Annotated in this window: 14 protein-coding genes; 8 read left to right on the plus strand and 6 right to left on the minus strand. The window is 68.3% G+C overall.

Annotated elements, in window-relative coordinates:
- Positions 1-127: 127 nt before the first annotated feature.
- The 4 genes from LHJ74_RS07575 to LHJ74_RS07590 all read right to left on the minus strand — a co-directional run bounded on the left by LHJ74_RS07575 (position 128) and on the right by LHJ74_RS07590 (position 4,589).
- Complete coding sequence (locus LHJ74_RS07575; protein ID WP_260216774.1) at positions 128-688, minus strand: hypothetical protein; 561 nt, start codon at positions 686-688, stop codon at positions 128-130.
- Positions 685-2,886 (minus strand): hypothetical protein, encoded by a 2,202-nt coding sequence (locus LHJ74_RS07580; RefSeq protein WP_260216775.1) that lies wholly within the window; start codon positions 2,884-2,886, stop codon positions 685-687. Before LHJ74_RS07580 ends, LHJ74_RS07575 begins: the two co-directional genes overlap by 4 nt.
- A gap of 12 nt (positions 2,887-2,898) precedes the next feature.
- Positions 2,899-3,330: a hypothetical protein gene (locus tag LHJ74_RS07585; RefSeq protein WP_260216777.1), complete on the minus strand. Its 432-nt coding sequence runs from the start codon at positions 3,328-3,330 to the stop codon at positions 2,899-2,901.
- A gap of 368 nt (positions 3,331-3,698) precedes the next feature.
- Positions 3,699-4,589: a phosphorothioated DNA-binding restriction endonuclease gene (locus LHJ74_RS07590; RefSeq protein ID WP_260216778.1), complete on the minus strand. Its 891-nt coding sequence runs from the start codon at positions 4,587-4,589 to the stop codon at positions 3,699-3,701.
- 307 nt (positions 4,590-4,896) lie between these two features.
- Between LHJ74_RS07590 and LHJ74_RS07595 the strand changes: the two genes are divergently transcribed.
- Positions 4,897-5,685 (plus strand): Fpg/Nei family DNA glycosylase, encoded by a 789-nt coding sequence (locus LHJ74_RS07595; protein ID WP_260216779.1) that lies wholly within the window; start codon positions 4,897-4,899, stop codon positions 5,683-5,685.
- A gap of 12 nt (positions 5,686-5,697) precedes the next feature.
- Here LHJ74_RS07595 and LHJ74_RS07600 read toward each other — a convergent pair whose 3' ends face one another.
- The gene (locus LHJ74_RS07600) at positions 5,698-6,066 is read right to left on the minus strand and encodes a MerR family transcriptional regulator (RefSeq protein WP_260216780.1); all 369 of its coding nucleotides are present in this window, start codon (positions 6,064-6,066) and stop codon (positions 5,698-5,700) included.
- A 117-nt stretch (positions 6,067-6,183) separates the two neighbouring features.
- Here LHJ74_RS07600 and LHJ74_RS07605 point away from each other — a divergent pair, with 117 nt between their 5' ends.
- The 7 genes from LHJ74_RS07605 to LHJ74_RS07635 all read left to right on the plus strand — a co-directional run bounded on the left by LHJ74_RS07605 (position 6,184) and on the right by LHJ74_RS07635 (position 14,853).
- Positions 6,184-7,257, plus strand: coding sequence for an alkene reductase (locus LHJ74_RS07605; RefSeq protein ID WP_260216781.1), 1,074 nt, complete (start codon positions 6,184-6,186; stop codon positions 7,255-7,257).
- Between the two features lie 256 nt (positions 7,258-7,513).
- A complete protein-coding gene (locus tag LHJ74_RS07610) occupies positions 7,514-7,906 on the plus strand; it encodes a carboxymuconolactone decarboxylase family protein (RefSeq protein WP_260216782.1) in 393 nt (130 codons plus the stop codon).
- Between the two features lie 698 nt (positions 7,907-8,604).
- The gene (locus LHJ74_RS07615; protein WP_260216783.1) at positions 8,605-10,302 is read left to right on the plus strand and encodes a stealth family protein; all 1,698 of its coding nucleotides are present in this window, start codon (positions 8,605-8,607) and stop codon (positions 10,300-10,302) included.
- A gap of 75 nt (positions 10,303-10,377) precedes the next feature.
- The gene (locus LHJ74_RS07620; protein ID WP_260216784.1) at positions 10,378-12,180 is read left to right on the plus strand and encodes a stealth family protein; all 1,803 of its coding nucleotides are present in this window, start codon (positions 10,378-10,380) and stop codon (positions 12,178-12,180) included.
- 45 nt (positions 12,181-12,225) lie between these two features.
- Positions 12,226-12,693, plus strand: coding sequence for an SAM-dependent methyltransferase (locus LHJ74_RS07625; protein ID WP_260216785.1), 468 nt, complete (start codon positions 12,226-12,228; stop codon positions 12,691-12,693).
- A 548-nt stretch (positions 12,694-13,241) separates the two neighbouring features.
- Entirely contained in the window at positions 13,242-14,021 is a 780-nt protein-coding gene (locus LHJ74_RS07630) for a hypothetical protein (RefSeq protein ID WP_260216786.1), read from the plus strand.
- A gap of 13 nt (positions 14,022-14,034) precedes the next feature.
- Entirely contained in the window at positions 14,035-14,853 is an 819-nt protein-coding gene (locus LHJ74_RS07635; protein ID WP_375546685.1) for a sortase domain-containing protein, read from the plus strand.
- A gap of 108 nt (positions 14,854-14,961) precedes the next feature.
- Here the strand turns inward: LHJ74_RS07635 and LHJ74_RS07645 are convergent, their stop codons facing one another.
- Entirely contained in the window at positions 14,962-15,858 is an 897-nt protein-coding gene (locus tag LHJ74_RS07645; RefSeq protein WP_260216787.1) for an RNA polymerase sigma-70 factor, read from the minus strand.
- Between the last annotated feature and the right edge of the window lie 8 nt (positions 15,859-15,866).

Below are 15,866 nucleotides of genomic sequence, written 5' to 3' on the forward strand. Positions count from 1 at the left end.
ATCCGGGTAACCCAGTCAGCCCACGGCCCGGACAAGGGCAGCGAGCGCCACCCGTGACCATGCCGGAGGGCCCCACCGCCGACGGTGGGGCCCTTCGCGCCCGCCACTCTCCACACCGGCCGGACGGTTACGCCGCGCAGCCTTCCCTCTTCTTGGAGCTCTCGAGGAAGGCGATGCTGAACCGCCGCATGTCGGCGCGCAGCTGATCGGCATCCGCCTTGGCACGCTCCTCGACGACCGAGAGGTCGACATACAGATAGGCGGGTCCGGAACCGCCGCACTTGGCCGTGGCTTTCGCGCCGCCCCCGCTGCCGGTCACCCCCGCCCCCTCGAAGGGCAGCTTGCGCATCCTCCGGGGGTCCTCGAGGTTGTCGCCGCCGCCATCCGGGGACATCGGATCGTAGTACTCCGGCACCCTGTTGAGGGAGGCGGTGAGGACGATGTCCCGGCCGACGCCGACGTTGCAGCTGCGGAATTTCTCGTTGTCCAGATTCAGGTCGACGTCCACGGAGTCCCCCTCGTCCGGCAGCAGCGGATCCAGTGTCTCTGCCGGGATCTTGGTGCCGCAGAGCGACTCCGGCACCGAGAACTCCCGGCCCTGCTCGCCGCAGCCGGCGAGCAGGGGAAGCAGGGTCACTCCGGCGGCGGCGCAGGCCAGGCGTGCGGTGCCGGTCGCGGGCGGCCTCAACCCTGGTCCCCGGTGCCGCCCTCGAACCTGTCGTTCCCGTCGTTCGCCGCGGAGTCGATCCGCTGGTAGATGCCGCGGCCGGGTGAGAAGTCCGTACGGCCTTCCGCCCAGCCCTCGTTCACGCTGTACCACTGGTCGGCCAGCTTCTGCGCCTGCCCCTTCCGAGCCTCGTAGGTTGACTCGTACTGCTTGTTGGCCTCTTCGCCGATCCGTTCCTGCTCACCCTCGATCCATGCCTGGCTGGCCACCGTCGCCCCGGCGAACAGCGGCGTCCCGAGGCCGATCTTGTTGCCCTCACCGGGGAGGGGGATGCCCGGGACGTACTCGGAGGCGATCAGAGCACCCGAGTCGAACATCTTCTTCTTCCAGCCCGCCTCGGTCAGCTCCTCCTTGCTCCAGTCGCCGATCGCCTGGTGGCGCGCCTCCTCCATGAAGCCGAGCGTGTATCCGGCCCGGTTGAGGCTGTCCTCCGGATGCTGCTTGTCGTCCGGGTAGTCGGTGTCGGAGTTCATGTCCGCGACCATCGCGTAGTTCATACCGTCGTTGAGGAGCCTGTAGGTCTCCGGGTCACGCGAGACCTGCTTGGTGACCTCCATCAGGTTGTCCTCGTTGATCGGTGAGCTGCCGTCCACGGTGCTCATCGCGTCGTGCACGACATCGCCCTGGTTCGTCATCACCTTGGCCATCGAGTCACGCAGTTCGGAGGGCATGTCGTCGCCCTGCGGACCGAGTACGTTGATGGCGTCCTTCATGATCTGCCCCTGCGCCTCGCTGTGCGAGGCGGCAGGCGGGGAATCGTCTCCGGGGGTCATACCGGAGGTGGCGGCGAACAGCGCGTCACCCGTGGCGTTCATCCGCGCGCTCGGACCGTCGTAGTCGTCGCGGTCGCTGCCGTAGCCGGTCGGCACGTCGTTGTAGTCCGGCCGGGTGTCCAGCATGTACTCCATCCGGTCCTTGCCCGGGTCGAAGAACTGCGTCGAGGCGTCCGGGTTGTGCGAGAGCGCCTTCATGTAGCCGGTCATCGGGTCCGTGCCGGCGTCGTTCTCGTCCCCGAAGTGCATCAGGTTGTTCCGCGCCCACAGCGGGTTCTCGTCCCAGGGCAGTACGTTCTCCCGGTCCCCGGCACGCGGGCCCGGGATCGGCACGTCCCCGGTGTTCTCCTTCTCGAACGCGATGAGTTCGTCGCCGTACTTCGTGAGGAAGTTGGTCTCGTACTTTCCGTGCCGCATCAGGTTGCTCATCGCCTGGAAGCCGTAGACCCGGGTCTTGGGGTTGCCGTTGTCGTAGCCGACTTCCTTGCCGCCCAGGGCGATGACCTGGCGCTCCCACTTCTCCATGGCCGTGCTGTCCGACCGGGTCGCCGTGGCCAGCGTGGTGCCGTAGGTCTTCTCCAGGTCCGCGAGCAGTTCCATGCGCCTGTCCGCCGGGTGGTCGCCGAAGTTGTCCTTGTCGGCGAGGCCGGCGTACATTCCCAGCGATCCGCGCGCCCCCAGTTCGGTGGCCACGGTCTCGGCGAAGATCTCGTTGCCCTTGTACTTGCGCCCCAGCTCGACCATGCGCTGAAGTTCGCCGTTGCTGATGTTCTCCGGCTTCTGCTCGGCCAGCTTCTGGTACTTCTCCGCGTCCAGGATCACCTGGACCGACCCGTCGAAGTTCTTGAAGCCGTGTTCCCGGAAGTCGTATTTGCTCTTCGCGTGGTACCGCAGCGCGCCGGCCGCCTTGCTGTCGGTGATCGCGGCGGCCCTGAGCACCTCGCCGACGTCCTCGGCCGCCGTGTCGATCTCGGCCTGGGTGGGCCCGTCGTCCGGGTTCACGTAGCACATGGAGGGCCTCGCGACGCCCTGCGGGTCGATCACGACATTCTTCTTCCGGGCCCGCTCGACGGCCTCCTTCAGATCCTCCTTGTGCTGCTCGAAGTCCAGGTGAGCGCCGTTGAGGATGGTATGGATACTACGGGCCGAGGTGACCAGATCGTCGAACTCCCCGGTCGCCTTGGTGACGAACGCCTTCGTCACGCTGGCGTTGTCGCCCTTCCAGTCGGCACCCTTGGCCTTCGACTCCAGGTCCGCTGCGGAGGCGCCTCCGTCCTTGCCTCCGTTCGCCACCTTGTCGAGCTTTTCCGCCATCTGCTGCCACTGCTCGGCTGCCTTTTTCAGCTTGCCCAGTCGCAGATGTTCGAGGTCGGAGTAGGAAACCACGGCTGCCTCCCGTCAGTTGATGTACTCGGAGATCCGGGAGACGGTCATCAGTTTGCCTTCTGCGTTCCTCATGCCCGTCTCGATGGTTTCCTCATCCTGTTTGTGCGCCTTGAGGCTGAAGTCGAGATGGTTGGAGATGTGTGCGCACGCCTCCTGGAGGGTTCCCAACTTGGTTTCCCAGGCACTCTGCAATTCACCGAGCGCCGACCCGGTGTCCATTCCGTCCTCGGTGAGCCAGCTCTTCGCGACCCGCGTCGCCTCCTCCGCGTGCTTGCCGTCGTTGGACAGCCGACCGTGGAGCTCGAACGCCATGTTCCCCAGCTTGCCGAGCTCGTCGTCACGGACGGACAGGTCCCCGCTGTTGTCACCGCCGCCGCGTGGAGCGGGTATCTCGTTCAGCTGTGTGTGTACCGTCGATTCGCCCGCGCCGGACACGTCCGTCATGGGCCCTCCCTCCCTCGTTGGCTTGTCGTTCAGTTATGGAGGCTACCCAAGCGGGCCATGGGTGGGACAAGCTCGGTTCCCCCCTGTGCGGAACCAGTAACCCAATGAAGTGCGCCGCCGGTTTCGAGTGGTTGACCAGTGCCCGTCGATCCGTGCCGTCGCATTGCATCGTGCGGTTTTCCGGCCCGATCACGAGGGGGCCCGCGCCGGGTTGTTCCGGAATCATGACGAACGGCACCCGATTGTCGAAGAGCGTCCACACGGAGCTCCCGAATTCCCGACAGATATCCGGAAGTGACGGTGCATTTCTGACCCCGGCCATGCTGAGCCGTCGTAGGCGACGAGAACGTCAACGACCCGCCTGACGATCAGGCGGCGGGTCGTGGTGCTCCGTGGAAGACCTGGCTGGTGTGCCAGGAGCGGTGGGCCGCCGAGACGCGGCGGGCACCTGGCTGGGGGCCGATGAGCGGACGGCCCGCAAGCGCTGTGACGTGCTCACGGGCGGCGGAGCTGTGCCCGACGAAGCGCTGCGAGACCAGGATGCGGTGGCCGTCACCGATGCCGAGGACGCCCTTGTCGAAAAGCTTGTGGTGCAGCGAGCACAGGCACAGTCCGTTGTCGACCTGGTCGGGGCCGTCGAACGCCCACCAGCGCACGTGCGCGGCCTCCAGCCCCACCGGCACCGGGCCGATCCTGCCGTCGTAACCGCAGAAGGCGCACTGGTACTCGTAGGCCGTCAATATCAGATCCCGCATCCGCCGGTCCCGCTGCCTCCGCACGGCCGGGAGGAGCTGTTCGGCCTCCGCCGGCTCCAGCCCCAGACCGACGGCTTCGCGCAGCTCGCCATGGAGTGAAGGCGGGAAGTTCAGGTCGAGCAGTATCCCCGCCATCCGGCCGAGCAGCGACGGCTCCCGCCGCAGTGCCGCCCGCAGTTCGGCAGCCAGCCGCCCCGTAGCACCCTCCGCGCGCAGCTCACGCACCCCGGTGCCGGGGCTGCCCGCGCCGCGCGCGGTGCGCACTTCCCACACCCCGTCGCTGACCAGATGGTGGAAGGGGTAGGCGGGCGTCGTCTTGTGGACCGGGCCGTACTCGGTGAGGAGCCGCTTCAGGTCTTCCTCCACCGCGGTGTACCGCAGTTCGTCCTCGGCGTCGTGCTGGAACCGGCCGAGGGCGTACAGCAACAGCAGCGGCTTGTGCGGAGCACGTGTCCCGCTCCGAGTCCACTGCCTCAACTGCGCGGTGCGCTCAAGCCAGTCCATGACCAGCGATCGTAGTAGCGCCTCCTCGGCCGCTTGATGACGGCGGCCCCGGTGAGCCGACTCCATGGCCTGCCACCGTCGTCCGAGGAACCGCCACAAGTGGGACGAGAGGGGCGACCACGTCCGCGACCCGTGCGGAACCTCCCCGATGAGGAAGCGCCGGCCGGGGTACACGTACCGAGGGGAGGAGAGGCCGAGGGTTTCGGAAAGCACGGCTCTCCCCTCCCGGCACGGCCCGGCGGGACTGCGGGAGCGGCCACGTCGCCTTCGGACGTGCCGGGCGTCAGCCGACTGGAGGGCGCATCCCATGCCCGAACTGCCAGACGTCGAGGGATTCCGGAAGACGTTCGAATCCTGTGCGAAGGGCAGGACCATCCGACGCGTCGACGTGCGCGACGCAGGCGTGTTGCACGAGGTGAGCACGCGGCGACTGCGCGAAGCGCTGGAAGGCCGGCGAGCGACCAAGCTGGAGCGGCACGGGAAGTGGCTGCTCGCCCGCACCGGCGGCCCCACGCTCATGCTGCACTTCGGCATGACCGGTCAGCTGGTCTGCGGCCACCCCGACGATGCGGCCGAGGCCCACGACCGCGTCCTGTTCACCGTCGGTGACGACCGTCAGCTCCGCTACCGGGACCAGCGCAAGCTTCAGGGTCTCTGGCTTGCCGACGGCGACTCCGACGTCTCACGGCTGCTGGACGGTCAGGGGCCCGACGCGATGGCGGTGGCCCGTAGGGATTTCGAGGCTGCGCTCTCTTCGCGCCGCGGGAAAGTCAAGAGCGTCCTCACCGACCAGTCCGTCCTGGCCGGGCTCGGCAATCTGCTCGCCGACGAGATCCTGTGGCGCGCGAGGCTGCACCCCACCCGCCGGGCCGGCGACCTCACCGAGGACGACCGCCGACGCCTGTACACACAGATGCGCCGCACCTTGCGCTCCGCTGTCACAGCCGGCTGCGTCCCGCCCCGCGACTCCTGGCTCACCGGCCACCGCGACGACTCCGCCGCGACCTGTCCGCGCTGTGGCAGCACTTTGCACCGGTTCCGGATCGCAAGCCGCAGCACGGTGTGGTGCCCGCGCTGCCAGCCGGACGAGTCCTGAACCCGCAGTGCGTCACTGGCACTCCCAGATGTTCTTGATGCGCCTGTGCCGTGCCACCAGCTCGTCGAGTGCGTCGCGGGTGCTCAACAGGTCGGCGATGTGGGCGGAGAGCCGCTCGCGCTCCTGTGCCATCCGCTCCAGCGCGGCATCGGAGTTCTTCTTACTGGGCGCGTCGACGCACGGCAGCAGCTCGCCGATGCTGCGGCTGGACAGACCTGCGGCATACAGCCGCTGGATGAACGCCACTCGCTCGACATGAGCGTCCGTGTAATGCCGCTGTCCGCTGGCGCTGCGCTCGCTGGTGAGCAGCCCCTGTTCCTCGTAGTACCGCAAGGAGCGGATGCTGGCCCCGGCTCGTGACGCCAGTTCTCCGATGCGCACGCCGTTCTCCTGTGGTGATCTGCGGCACAAGCCGCTTGCCCCTGACATTGATGTGAGGTTTTAGCGTAACTGGTGAGCCCGAAAGACGGGTGCTGCTGATCATCGAGGAGACCTCACATGCCGGACCTCTTTCATCGCTACCAGCTCGGTGACCTGATGCTGCCCAACAGGGTGGTGATGGCCCCGATGAGCCGCGTCCGGGCTGCCGTCGGCGGTCTGGCGACGCCGTCGATGGCCACCCACTACGCCCAGAGGGCGACCGCCGGTCTGATCGTGACCGAGGGGGTTCAGCCGAGCTTGATCGGTCAGTCCAACCCCGGTACGCCCGGACTTCACACCGACGAGCAAGTCGCCGCGTGGCAGCAGGTGACCGACGCCGTGCACACCAACGGCGGACGAATCTTCGCCCAGATCATGCACGGCGGCCGGGTATCCCATCCGGAGACCACCGGGCTGCAGCCGATCGGTCCCTCTGCCGTTCCTGGCGTCGGTGACGTCTTCACCCCGACCGGGCCCAAACCGATGCAGACGCCGCGAGCCCTGGCCACCGCCGAAGTGCCCGAACACGCCCAGGCGTATGCCCAGGCCGCCCGCCGGGCCGTCGACGCCGGCTTCGACGGCGTCGAGCTGCACGGCGCCAACGGCTACCTGATCTCACAATTCCTGTCATCGAACGCCAACCTGCGTACAGACCGCTACGGAGGTTCGGTGACCAACCGCATCCGGTTCGCGGTTGAGGCGGTGTCCGCGACCGTGCAGGCCATCGGTGGCGCCAGGACCGGCATCCGGCTCTCACCGGGTGGCCCCTTCTGGGGAGTCGAGGAGACCGAGGTGCACGCGCTCTACACCGAACTGCTGACCGAGCTTTCCGGCCTCGGTCTGGCCTACGTCCATCTCGAAGCCACCACCGACGAAGAGGTGCTGGTCGCCCTCCGCCATGCCTGGCCAGGCACCCTCATCATGAACCCGGGGTTCCCGATGGGGCCAAAGCAGACCGATCGGGCCGACGCCGACCACTGGCTGGGGAAGGGCGCCGACCTCATCAGCTTCGGCCGCGCGTTCCTCGCCAACCCCGACCTGGTCGAACGACTGCGTACCGGACTCCCGATGGCCCCCGTCGACACGGACACGTATTACCAGGGCGGCGACGCGGGCTACCTGACGTACTCGGCCTACCAGCACGCGGCGTGACGCGGACCCCCGGTTGAGGCCGACCCCCCGGTTGGGGCCGACCCCAGGCAAGCAGGGTGGGAACCGCCTCCCCACCGCCTGCTCGCCGGGGCCACCGTTCTCGGCCACGCCGTGCGGCAGGCTTGATACCTACGCGCGGTAGCCGATATCCGCGGTGGCCGACCGGCGGGCATGACAGTGGTTGCAGCAGTGGCCAGTGCTCTCTAGGCTGGAATGTGGAGAAATTATATCGGCTGGGCTGAGAGGAGTGGTCATCATGACCGGCCGAAGCCGAAGCGAAGTCGAGTCGGAGATCAAGGAAACGCTGGGACTCGTTCCGCACTTCTTCTCCCGGATCCCCGACGGTCTGATGGAGTACGAATGGGAGATCTTCAAGAAGATCGAGCTCGGCGAGACACTCATCCCGAACAAGTACAAGGAACTGATCGGGATCGCTCTGCACTCCGAGACGAAGTGCCGTTACTGCACGCTCTTCCACACGGAGGCCGCGAAGCTGTTCGGGGCCACTGACGAAGAGATCCAGGAAGCCGTCCACTACGCGAAGAACAGCCTCGGCTGGAGCGCCTACCTCAACGGTATCCAAGAGGACTACGACGACTTCGCGGAGGAACTGGGGCAGATCAAGGACTACCTGGCGTCGAAGGGCTGAAGATGCAACTCGAGTGGGCTCGGCCCGGTGTCCTGCGCGCGACTGCTCACACCTTCGAATTCGCGGCGCTTGTGGCCGCGGCCCGATTCGTGGCCGAGTCCACCCCGTCCGAGATCCCCGAGGAGGCACGGGACCAGCTTCGGCGGATTCTGGACGAATACGATGCGCAGACAGCGCGGCTACGTGAAGAGACGCCTCCTGCCGACGTCGTGTAATTCAGCGGTCAGCAGCGCGTATCCGAGCACGCACCCGCCTTCGGCCACAGCCAGCGGGCCGCGCCCGAATGCCTGAGGAGTTCTCCCCAGCACGCTTTGGCCCGGTACTCGTCCAGACCCGGCCATGCGCCGTGCGCTCGGGCCTCAGCGACGTTGAAACCGCGCGTGCCCGCATACCCAAGCTGGTGCGGGGCTGAGCGCGCCCAGGTGATCTTCGCAGGTACCGGCGTGCTCGGTGTCGAGGTTCTCCAGCTCCTCGGCCGCTGCCGCGTTCGTCCTCGGCGACGGGGCCGTGCTCCACCTCCAGCCAGCCGACCAGCTCCAGCAGCCGGTCCCGGTCCAGGCCTACGCCCAGCTGTTGGTCAGTGATGCGGGCAACCCTTCATCCGTTAATTCTCGGAGAACTCTTACAACCTTCCGTCGTATGCGTCTGTCTGGCTAACGACAGAGATGTTCAGGGGTTCATGAAGAGGAGCTCAGAACGTGACCGTGCGTTCCTTTGCCCGGCGGATGCGACCGCGAGTCGACCGGAAGGCCGCCGAAAGGGTGTGGCAGCTGCGTACTCTGCGGCGCCGCCGCAGGGTAGCGGTCACGGACCCGGTGCTCCGCCCGGTGGCCGTGCGCGGCCAGCAGCTGTACGGACGAGTCGTGACCCGGTTCAGCGCTGCTGAGACGGCCGCCGCCAACCTCGGCCTGGTCGTGGCCGCGCTGGAGCAGGAAGGTATCCCCTACTTCCTGGTACCGGCCCTGCGTACGCGCCACACGGTCGGTGTGAACGCCGTCGACCGGGAGCGCTTCCTCACCGCCCTCGAGGCGCAGAACGCGGGGAAGGCGGTGTTCATCGGCAAACCGATGCCTGGCGGAAGGCTCAAGAACCCGGCGCTGTTCATGGACGGTGTGCTGCCGACCCCTCTGCGTACGGCCCCCGTGCTGCGGATCGGGGAGAACCACCTCGGCCCCTCGGGTCAGCTGCTCGCCGGGCCGGAGCTCGCCTGCGACGTCGAGTTCTGGGAAGACGGGGCACAGCTCCTCGACTCCGACGACGGGCCTCGCCGACTGGCCAAGGTGCAGCCGCAGGCGTCCGAGGACGTCTTCGCCGAGTCCCTCATCGCGCCGCGGAGCAACGGCATCACGAACGTGCTTCCGGCGTCCGAGCAGAAGCCGGCCACGGTGCGGGTCGGCGACCGGGAGCTGCCGGGCTTCGTCCCGCTCACCCTGCCGACCGTGAACGACGTGACCTTCCCCGTCGACGTCGTCTACACCTGGGTGGACGGCGAGGAGCTGGAGATGCGCGCCAAGCGGGCCCGGTACCAGGAGCGCGGCATCTCCGAGATCCTGGACAAGGAGACCAACGACTCCCGCTACACCAGCCATGACGAGTTGAAGTACTCGCTGCGCTCGCTCGCGACGTATGCCGACTTCGTCCGGCACGTCTACATCGTGACCGACGGCCAGAAGCCGCACTGGCTCGACGACCGGGCCCCGGGGATCACGGTCGTCGACCACCGCGACATCTTCCCGCAGGGTGTCCTGCCGGTGTTCAACTCACACGCGATCGAGACTCGGCTGCACCACATCCCGGGCCTGTCGGACCACTATCTGTACCTGAACGACGACGTGTTCTTCGGTCGCCGGGTCACTGCGGAGCACTTCTTCCACGGCAGCGGTCTGATGAAGGTCCCGGTGTCCCCGCTCAAGATAGGCATCGGCAAGCCGCACGCCGAGGAGACGGCCACCAACTCCGCGAGCAAGAACGTCCGTCGGCTGCTGTTGGAGATGTTCGGGCGGATGACGACGAACAACTTCATGCACACCCCGCTGCCGCAGCAGCGAAAGACACTGGAGGCGCTCGAGGAGATCTTCCCGGAGGACATCCACCGCACCACGGCGTCTCGCTTCCGTTCGCCGCAGGACATCGCCATGACGTCTCCGCTGCTCTACCAGTACGCGCTGATGACCGGCCGAGGCGTGCCGGGGAAGTACAGCTTCCGGTATGTGAACATCAGCCGCCCGGACGCCGCAGTGCGCCTCAACGATCTGCGCCGCAACCGCCGCTTCGACTTCTTCTGCCTCAACGACGTCGATGTGCCGCCCGAGGAGCGGGAGCAGGTCGGTGACCGGATGAGTGAGTTCCTGGAGGACTACTTCCCCTTCGCGAGCCCCTTCGAAAAGCAGAAGTGACGGGGGCCGGGGGGCATGGACATCCGTCACCACTTTGAAGCGCATGGGGGCGTACGGGGCGCCCGGGACGCTTCGGTGCGCCTGAGGCTCTGGCTCTCAGCCTGGCTCTGGGCGCTGCGTGCGGGCCGGGCCCGACGGCGCCTGCGGGCCGCCGTCCCCGGACTGCGCCGGGTCAGCTTCGGACCGATGCGGCTCTACGGTCGTACGGTCGCCGGCTACACCGCCGCGGACGCCGCCGAAACCGATCTCGAGGGGGTGTGCTCCCTGCTGGAAGGGCTCGGCGTCCCGTACTTCCTGGTCCCCGCCGACCGCTGGCACGGTGCGCCGAGGCAGGTCATCGGGGTCGAGGAGACACACCGCGGCGCGGTCCTCTCCCTGGCCGCCCAGCGCTTGTCCGGCACCGTCCGGTATGTCGGCGCCGTCGGATCGGACGGCGCCGTGACGCACGCGGCACTGTGGACCGACGGGAAGCTGCCGCGGGCGCTGAGACGGGCCGCGGTGCTCCGCACCGGCGTGGTGCGCCTCGGCCCGGGAGGGCAGGTGCTCACGGGCCTCGAAACGGGGTGCGACATCGAGTTCTGGCGTCACGGCCGGGACCTCGGCACCGCCACGGGCGCGGATCCCTCCTGGCTCACCGTGCCCGGCAGCCAGTTGCCGGACGTCTTCGGCCCGGCGCTCGTCGCCCCGCGCCGCAACCCTGTAGCGGAAGTGCTTCCGGCGGCGGTGCAGAAGCCGACCGCGGTGGCGTGCCGCCGCCGCAGCGTGCCGACGTACGCCCCGTTCGCCGAGCCGGGCATCGACGAGGTGCGCTTCCCCGTCGACGCCGTGTACACCTGGGTGGACGGGGACGACCCGGCGATGGCCTCCAAGCGCCGCGCCTATCAGGTGCTCTCCGACAATGTCATCGCTCCGCGTGAGACCGGCGCCTCCCGCTACACCAGCCATGACGAACTGAGGTACGCACTCCGCTCGCTGGACATGTACGCCGGGTTCGTCCGGCACGTCTACCTCGTGACCGACTCCCAGATCCCCGCCTGGCTGAACCCGGACGCGGAGGGGCTGACCGTCGTCGACCACCGGGACATCCTCCCGGCCGCCGCGCTTCCCGTCTTCAACTCGCATGCGATCGAGAGCCGACTGCATCACATACGGGGTCTGTCGGAGCACTACCTCTACTTCAACGACGACGTCTTCATCAACCGCCCGGTCCAGGCCGAGCACTTCTTCCACGGCAACGGCATCGCCCGGATCCCACTGTCCCCGCTGAAACTCGGCGTCGGTGCCCCGCACCCGCTGGAGCCGGCCCCGAACTCCGCCGGCAAGAACGCCCGCGAGGTGATCAGGCGCTTCCACGGCAGGCAGGTCACCGACAAGTCGCTGCACACCCCGCATCCCCAACTGCTGTCGGTAATGCGGGAGATGGAGAACCTCGCGATCGAGGAACTCGAACGGACCTCCTACTCGCGCTTCCGCTCCACCTCCGACGTCGCCCCGGCGTCCACGCTCCACCACCACTGGGCGATCGCGACCGGCCGGGCTGTCCCGGCCGACTACCGCTTCCGCTATGTGCAACTGGGCACACCGGACATGCGGCGCCGCCTGGCCCGCCTCACGGCCGGTGAGGACATCGACTTCTTCTGCCTCAACGACGTGGACACCGCCCCGGCGGCCAGGTCGGCGGCCCAGGCCGTCATCCGCGCCTTCCTGGAGCGGAAGTACCCGTTCCCGAGCCGCTTCGAAGGGGCGGCGCGGACCCCCTCGCGCCCGGTCGTGCCGCTGAGCAGCTGTTGCCGTACCGACCTTGGGGTTTGCCGATCGAACGGAAGTCCCGACCGGGCCATCGCGGGGTGCTCGGCGCATACGAGCAGGGCCTCCTGAAGGGCTCGGCGGACACGACGCTGACCGAAGAGATAGAACCTTGCCATGCCAAGCTTCGAGGTCACACCGATAGGTACAGTCCGGAACAACCGCACGGACGTCCAGCACACCGACAACTGGGGTGCCGTCCGCAGCACGATCACGATCGACGAGCGCTTCGGTGAGGCGTGCCTCCAGGGTCTGGAGGGCTTCTCCCACGTGGAGGTCCTCTTCGTCTTCGACCAGCTTCCGGAACTCGACGACTACCGCGAACCCCGCCCCTACCGCGGCCGCTCCGACCTCCCACCCGTTGGTGTCTTCGCAGGCCGAGGGCCCCGCAGACCGAACCGCATCGGGGTGACGTGCTGCGCCGTCGAAGCCGTCAACGGCCGCGAACTGACGGTGGTGGGCCTCGACGCGGTCTCCGGCACCCCGGTCATTGACCTGAAGCCGACGATGGCGGAGTTCCGCGCGGTGGACATCAAGCAACCGGAATGGGTCAGCCGCATGATGTCGGAGTACTTCCAGCCCTAGGGGGTGTTGGAGAAGTCCCGCCTGTCTCGCGGGGTCCGGCACGCACGCTCGCTGCGTTGTCCGTCGTCGGCGCAGCCCGCCGCGCTCTCCTCCCTCCGCCTTGCGATCGCACGCACCGGACCCCGCCAGAACCGCCCTCCGGGCAGCCGGCGCTACTTCTCCAACACGCCCCAGACGGCCCCCTCACCGCCTCTCCCTCACCTGAACGGCGCGCGGCCCCGGTGTCCGACCACCGGGGCCGCTGTTCTGGGCAGGTTCTGACTTCTCGGATGAGGGGTTCCGGCGACGCGTTCACCCGGATGCCGAAGACCGGCTCACGGATGGAGCTGTGAGCGCATCCGGATAGGAGTGGGATGTGACCTGCTCTTTCGGTTCTCGGGGGCCCTCTCTCGTCGGCTGAGGGCTGTCGGCTGCGGTGGCGGTGATGCTCGCAGGCGGTCAGTTTCGGAGCGTGTAAGAGAGGTGGCTCCGCGTGACCGTCGTCTGGTGCTGACAGCCACGCTGACCCGGCCATCGCATCCCGCCCTCGTCAGTTGGAGACGACACAGATGAAGAAGACCCTCACCACCGCCTGCGCAGCCGCGGTGGCTGTGGCTCCGCTCATGGCCTTCGCGCCGGCCGCCGCGGCCGGCGGCATGCCCACCCCCGACCACCACAGAGCCCTGACACTGCACGCGAAGCTCGACCCGTTCAAGGTCAACAAGGTGCGCGGGCACGGATTTGCCAAGGTGCACCTCAAGGGACGGCATGTCACGGTGAAGATGAAGGTCAAGGGGCTGCTCGCGAAAGCCCCGCACGCCCAGCACATCCACATCGCCGCCAAGGGCGTATGCCCGCCGGATTCGGCCGCCACCAAGCACAACGGCAAGCTGTCCCTGTCCACCCCGGACGGTGCCCCGTTCTACGGCAGGATCGGTGCCTCGCTGACCACCAAGGGCGACACCAGCCCCAACTCGGCCCTCGCAGTGGACCGCTTTCCGACCGGGCCGATGTACCACTACAAGCGCAGCTTCACCGTCAGCGCCGAGACCGCGAAGTCGCTGCGCGCCGGCACCGCGGTGGTGGTGGTGCACGGCATCGACTACAACGGCAACGGCAAGTACGACTTCAACCTCGGCAAGAGCCTGCTGGACCCGAAACTGCCCGCCGAGGCAACCTTCCCCGCGCTGTGCGGGGCGCTGAAGAAGTCACCGCACGGCGGCATCTCCGGCGGTCAGGGCGGCACCCAGGACAGCGACGCCGGGCTGACCACCGCAGCTGGTGCCGGCCTGCTGGCCGCCGCGGGAGGCGCGTTCTACCTGCGCCGTCGCACCAGCCGCTCCAACTGATCTCCGCAGCAGGATGAGCCGGAAGCCACAGTCCGGGTCGGGTGGCCGCCGTGGTGTCCTCACCGCGGTGGCCGCCGCCTGCACTCTCTCCGGTACCGCGCTGCTCGCGCTCGGCTTCACTTCGCACGATGAGCCGCCGCCCGTGCCGAAGACGGCGGAACGCGGACCCGCGGGGCAGCCGGCACCCACCCCGCCGCCCCACAGCAGCCCGTCCCGGGAAGCCACCGCCGTGCTTCCGGCATCGCCGCCCACAGCCATCGGCATCTCCCGAATCGGGCTCGAAGCCGATGTCACGCGGGTGGCCCTGAACGAGGCCGGGACCATCGCGATGCCGGGCGACGCCGACGACTCCGGCTGGTACACCGGCTCCCCAGCGCCCGGCACCCGGGGCAACTCCATCCTCGTGGGCCACGTCGACTCCCGCAGCGGACCGGCCGCCTTCTACGGCCTGGGCGCCGTGGAGGACGGCGACCGCATCACCGTCGAGCGCGCGGACGGACGCACCGTCGCCTACGTCGTCGACGGCTTGCACGTGTGGCCCAAGGACGACTTCCCCTCCCAACGGGTCTACGGACCCACCGGCCATCCCCGGCTCACGCTCCTGACCTGCGCGGACTGGGACGATGACGAAGAGACCTACCGGTCGAACCTTGTCGTCACCGCACATCTGAGGTGCCCGGCGTGCCCGAGGCCCCACCTCGGGGGTGAGGACCGTGCCGGCCAGAAGGACGCTGACGGTGGTGCCGCCGAGGAAGCCGAGCAGGAGGTTGCGGCGCCACAGGTGCAGACCGACGGTGGTGGCGAGCGCGGGCCCAGTCCCACCTCGCCATGAAGACGATCAAAGCAGAGCGCCGAACCAGGCCGCAGACCGGTCCGGGGAAGACCGGTCTGCACGGGGGTAGCTTCGCGGACCGACGTGCGCGTCGGGGGCCGTTGGTGTTCAGCGCAGGGTGAGCGGGGTCGCGAAGGCGACGTGGGAGAGTTTCTCCGGATTGCGGACGTAGTAGAGGCCGGTGATGCGGGCGTCCTCGACACGGATCGCCATGACGCCGTCGATCTCGCCGTCCAGACGGACGAGGAGTGCCGGGTTGGCGTTGACCGCGGTCGGCTCGGCGGTGAGCCTGCCTTCGAACTTGCCGATGCCGCCGGCGAACATACGGGCCACCTGCTCAGCGCCCGTGACCGGCCGCAGCGCGGCGTGTTTGATGCCGCCGCCGTCGCTCATCAGGACGACCTCGGGGGCGAGCACCTCAAGGAGGGCCTGCGGGTCCCCGGTTTCGATCGCGCGGTGGAACGACTCCAGGACCGCCCGGCCCTCGTGCGAGGAGACCACCCGGCGGGGCCGGCGGGCGTCGACGTGCCGGCGGGCGCGGTGGGCGATCTGGCGGACGGCCGCGGGGCTCTTGCCGACGGCCTCGGCGATCTCGTCGTAGCCGATGTCGAAGACCTCGCGCAGTACGAAGACGGCGCGTTCAGTCGGTGACAGCGTCTCGAGGACGAGCATGAGCGCCATCGACACGCTCTCGGCGAGCTCGACGTCCTGGGCCACGTCCGGCGTGGTGAGCAGCGGCTCCGGCAGCCAGGGGCCGACGTATGCCTCCTTGCGGCGCTTCACGGTGCGCAGCCGGTTGAGCGCCTGGCGGGTGGTGATCCGGACCAGGTAGGCGCGCTGGTCGCGCACCTGCCCCCGGTCGGCCCTGACCCATCGCAGCCAGGTCTCCTGGAGGACGTCTTCGGCGTCGGCGGCCGATCCGAGCATCTCGTAGGCGACGGTGAAGAGCAGGTTGCGGTGGGCGAGGAACACCTCGGTCGCCGGGTCGGTGGCGTCGTCGCTCATCTCTCGTC

The organism is Streptomyces gossypii (genome assembly GCF_025165795.1).
Taxonomy (GTDB): domain Bacteria; phylum Actinomycetota; class Actinomycetes; order Streptomycetales; family Streptomycetaceae; genus Streptomyces; species Streptomyces gossypii.

Coding starts and splice junctions, on each gene's coding strand:
- LHJ74_RS07585 (WP_260216777.1), bottom strand. CDS start 3,330: ATGACGGACGTGTCCGGCGCGGGCGAATCGACGGTACACACACAGCTG.
- LHJ74_RS07590 (WP_260216778.1), bottom strand. CDS start 4,589: ATGGACTGGCTTGAGCGCACCGCGCAGTTGAGGCAGTGGACTCGGAGC.
- LHJ74_RS07595 (WP_260216779.1), top strand. CDS start 4,897: ATGCCCGAACTGCCAGACGTCGAGGGATTCCGGAAGACGTTCGAATCC.
- LHJ74_RS07605 (WP_260216781.1), top strand. CDS start 6,184: ATGCCGGACCTCTTTCATCGCTACCAGCTCGGTGACCTGATGCTGCCC.
- LHJ74_RS07610 (WP_260216782.1), top strand. CDS start 7,514: ATGACCGGCCGAAGCCGAAGCGAAGTCGAGTCGGAGATCAAGGAAACG.
- LHJ74_RS07625 (WP_260216785.1), top strand. CDS start 12,226: ATGCCAAGCTTCGAGGTCACACCGATAGGTACAGTCCGGAACAACCGC.
- LHJ74_RS07630 (WP_260216786.1), top strand. CDS start 13,242: ATGAAGAAGACCCTCACCACCGCCTGCGCAGCCGCGGTGGCTGTGGCT.
- LHJ74_RS07635 (WP_375546685.1), top strand. CDS start 14,035: ATGAGCCGGAAGCCACAGTCCGGGTCGGGTGGCCGCCGTGGTGTCCTC.
- LHJ74_RS07645 (WP_260216787.1), bottom strand. CDS start 15,858: ATGAGCGACGACGCCACCGACCCGGCGACCGAGGTGTTCCTCGCCCAC.